Here is a 3,615-nt window from a genome sequence, read left to right as displayed (position 1 = left end):
CATTCGCGAGCAAGCCCGCTCCCACAACGGATCATCGAACGCCTTAGGAATTTGCCATGAGCTTTATCACCGAAATCAAAACCTTCGCTGCCCTGGGCAGCGGCGTTATCGGCAGCGGCTGGGTGTCCCGCGCCCTGGCCCACGGCCTGGATGTGGTCGCCTGGGACCCGGCGCCCGGTGCCGAAGCGGCCCTGCGCAAACGCGTCGCAAATGCCTGGGGTGCCCTGGAGAAACAAGGCCTGGTACCGGGCGCTTCGCAAGACCGCCTGCGCTTTGTCGCCACCATCGAAGAGTGCGTGAAAGACGCCGACTTCATTCAGGAAAGCGCCCCGGAACGCCTGGAGCTGAAACTGGACCTGCACAGCAAGATCAGCGCGGCGGCCAAGCCGAATGCATTGATTGGTTCGAGCACTTCCGGCCTGTTGCCGAGCGAGTTCTACGAGGGCTCGGCCCACCCGGAACGCTGCGTGGTGGGCCACCCATTCAACCCGGTTTACCTGTTGCCGCTGGTGGAAGTGGTGGGCGGCAAAAACACCGCACCGGAAGCGATTCAGGCGGCGATCAAGGTGTACGAATCCCTCGGTATGCGCCCACTGCACGTGCGCAAGGAAGTGCCGGGGTTTATCGCTGACCGCCTGCTCGAAGCGCTGTGGCGTGAGGCGTTGCACCTGGTGAACGACGGCGTGGCGACCACCGGCGAAATCGACGACGCAATCCGTTTTGGCGCGGGGCTGCGCTGGTCGTTCATGGGCACCTTCCTCACCTACACTCTGGCGGGCGGCGATGCCGGGATGCGGCACTTCATGGCGCAGTTCGGCCCGGCGTTGCAGTTGCCGTGGACGTACCTGCCGGCACCGGAGTTGACCGACAAGTTGATCGACGATGTGGTCGACGGCACCCGCGAGCAGCTGGGCAGCCACAGCATTTCGGCGCTGGAGCGCTATCGTGATGATTGCCTGCTGGCGGTGCTGGAGGCGGTAAAAACTACCAAGGCCAAGCACGGTATGAGCTTCGCAGAATAACCAATGTGGGAGCGGGCTTGCTCGCTCCCACATTTTTGACCGAGTACAGACCCGGAAGTCATGTCATGCCTGCATTGACCACCTACACGACCCAGATCCTCCCGGACTGGGTGGACTACAACGGCCACCTGCGCGACGCGTTCTATTTGCTGATCTTCAGCTATGCCACCGACGCGCTGATGGACACGCTGGGGCTGGACAGTGAAAACCGCGAAGCCAGCGGCCATTCATTGTTCACCCTTGAACTGCACCTGAACTACCTGCACGAGGTGAAGCTCGGTGCCGAGGTCGAAGTGCATACGCAACTGATCGCCCACGACGCCAAGCGCCTGCACCTCTATCACAGCCTGCATTCAGTCGGTGATGAGAAAGAATTGGCCGGCAATGAACAGATGCTGCTGCACGTGGACCTGGCCGGCCCGCACTCGGCGCCGTTTACCGAGGCGACCCTGGAAAGGCTCACGGCCATCAGTGCCGCGCAAGCCGACCTGGCGCGCCCTGCCCTGCTCGGCCGAGTGATCGGATTACCGCCGAAACGCTAGCGTAAAAGAAACCCCGAAAACGACCTGCTCATAGCCATCTGAGCCATTCGTGCGTTCCGCCCTTGCCGACCGGCCAAGGGCCTACCAGAATCCAGATCAGACCCCGCTCCCTACACCAGGATAAACGTCATGATGCACGCGGATTTGATTGACCAGGATGACCTGCTGAGCCAACTGCGCTCGCTGGGTTTTGAAGTGTCCAGCGGTGCGACCGCCGAGCAGGCCTGCGAGTGTGCGGTGCGCGGTTTGAGCGAAGCCAGGGCCAAGGCGCTCAAGGGCATGGTGGAGCAGATGTACACCGGCAAGGCGACGATTTTGCCGGCGGTGCGACAGGCGATCGACAAGCAGTTGTTGCCGGCGTTGATGCAGTTCAAGCAGAACTCCGGCGCTTGAAAAACCGCTATCGGGGGCAAGCCCCCTCCCACCTTTTGATCTGTGAATGCATTCAAATGTGGGAGGGGGCTTGCCCCCGAAGCAGGCGCCTCGGTCTACAGCCTCACACTGGCGAAAGTCGACTCATTGCGCGCCTGGCTCAACGCCGACATCGGCCCCGACAACGGTGACAACACCAACGCTTGCGGAATCGGCATCATCGCCACCTGTTGGGTGGTGTTCGACCCTACGCGCTCATCGCGCGGTGGAATGCCGAAGTATTCGCGGTAGCACTTGGAGAAGTGCGGCGTGGACACAAACCCGCAGACCGATGCGACTTCGATGATCGACATCGGCGTTTGCTTGAGCAGCTGCCGCGCACGAATCAGGCGCAGCTTCAGGTAATAGCGTGACGGCGAACAGTGCAGGTATTTCTGGAACAGCCGCTCCAGCTGGCGCCGCGACACGGCGACGTACACCGCCAGTTCGTCCAGGTCGATCGGCTCTTCCAGGTTGGCTTCCATCAGCGCGACGATTTCCTGCAGCTTCGGCTGGTTGGTGCCGAGCATGTGCTTGAGCGGCACACGCTGGTGATCCTGTTCGTTGCGGATGCGTTCATACACAAACATTTCGGAGATGGCCGCCGACAGTTCGCGGCCATGGTCGCGGCTGATCAGGTGCAACATCATGTCCAGCGGCGCGGTGCCGCCCGAGCTGGTGAAACGGTTGCGGTCGAGGGTGAACAGGCGTGTGCTCATGGCCACGCGGGGGAACGCTTCCTGCATCGACGCCAGGCATTCCCAGTGCACGCTGCAATCAAACCCATCGAGCAGACCGGCGCAGGCCAGGGCCCAACTGCCGGTGCACACCGCGCCGAGGCGACGCGACTGGCGCGCCTGGCTTTGCAGCCACGACACGTGTTCGCGGGTGACGGTGCGCTGGATGCCCACGCCGCCGCACACGATCACCGTGTCCAGGGCCGGGGCTTTGTGCATGGAAGCATCGGGGGTGATTTGCAGACCGTCGCTGGCCCACACCTGGTTGCCGTCGACGCTCAACGTGGTCCAGCGATACAGCTCGCGGCCGGACAACTGGTTAGCCATGCGCAGCGGTTCCACGGCTGACGCCAGGGAAATCAGCGTGAAATTGTCCAGCAGCAAAAAGCCGATGGATTGAGGCGCACGGTTCTGGGGTTGAGCCCCTGAGTTGAACGTCGTCATCGCGGTATCTCCTCACACAAAGCGGGTGATGGCCTCAGGCGAGGCTCTTGTTATTGCGCTCGTCCTCGGTGAGGCGACGCTTTGAATAGATAGAGCAAATGCCATGCCTAAATTTGAATGACTATTCAATAACTCCTGAAAACGACCTGATGACGCGTCTATATAAGCCGCGCGGGAAGTGCGGGATATGCCTCGAAAATGGCGTGCAAGCGCGCCTGCCCACGGGGTGTGAGCAGATCGGTAGCACTTGTGGGAAGGCGCTTTGAGGGCTTTCGGAAAGTCTGTCACCACACGCACGGGTGACGGGTGGTCGGAAGGTAAATCGTTCGGGAGCTACTTATCTGTTTGCGACGCGCTAAAAGGTGGCGCTTTTGATTCTGGTGTTCACTTTTTGAGCAGTGTTGCTGCAACTACCGCTATCGCAGGCAAGCCAGCTCCCACATTTGGAATGCTTTCCCC

4 protein-coding genes are annotated in these 3,615 nt (G+C 61.2%); 3 read left to right on the top strand and 1 reads right to left on the bottom strand.

Annotation, left to right across the window (positions count from 1 at the left end):
• Window positions 1-56 precede the first annotated feature (56 nt).
• From WBR57_RS11870 to WBR57_RS11860, 3 genes are all read left to right on the top strand, one after another.
• On the top strand, window positions 57-1,022 hold the full coding sequence (locus tag WBR57_RS11870; protein WP_424083989.1) for an L-carnitine dehydrogenase: 966 nt from the start codon (window positions 57-59) through the stop codon (window positions 1,020-1,022).
• Between the two features lie 65 nt (window positions 1,023-1,087).
• Window positions 1,088-1,564: a thioesterase family protein gene (locus WBR57_RS11865; protein WP_424083988.1), complete on the top strand. Its 477-nt coding sequence runs from the start codon at window positions 1,088-1,090 to the stop codon at window positions 1,562-1,564.
• A 129-nt stretch (window positions 1,565-1,693) separates the two neighbouring features.
• On the top strand, window positions 1,694-1,957 hold the full coding sequence (locus WBR57_RS11860) for a hypothetical protein (RefSeq protein ID WP_065892447.1): 264 nt from the start codon (window positions 1,694-1,696) through the stop codon (window positions 1,955-1,957).
• A gap of 95 nt (window positions 1,958-2,052) precedes the next feature.
• On the opposite strand, the gene WBR57_RS11855 is transcribed toward WBR57_RS11860, so the two are convergent.
• A complete protein-coding gene (locus tag WBR57_RS11855) occupies window positions 2,053-3,156 on the bottom strand; it encodes a GlxA family transcriptional regulator (protein WP_122542193.1) in 1,104 nt (367 codons plus the stop codon).
• Between the last annotated feature and the right edge of the window lie 459 nt (window positions 3,157-3,615).

Source organism: Pseudomonas sp. (genome assembly GCF_049590575.1).
Taxonomy (GTDB): domain Bacteria; phylum Pseudomonadota; class Gammaproteobacteria; order Pseudomonadales; family Pseudomonadaceae; genus Aquipseudomonas.
This window is presented reverse-complemented; position numbering and strand designations above follow the sequence as displayed.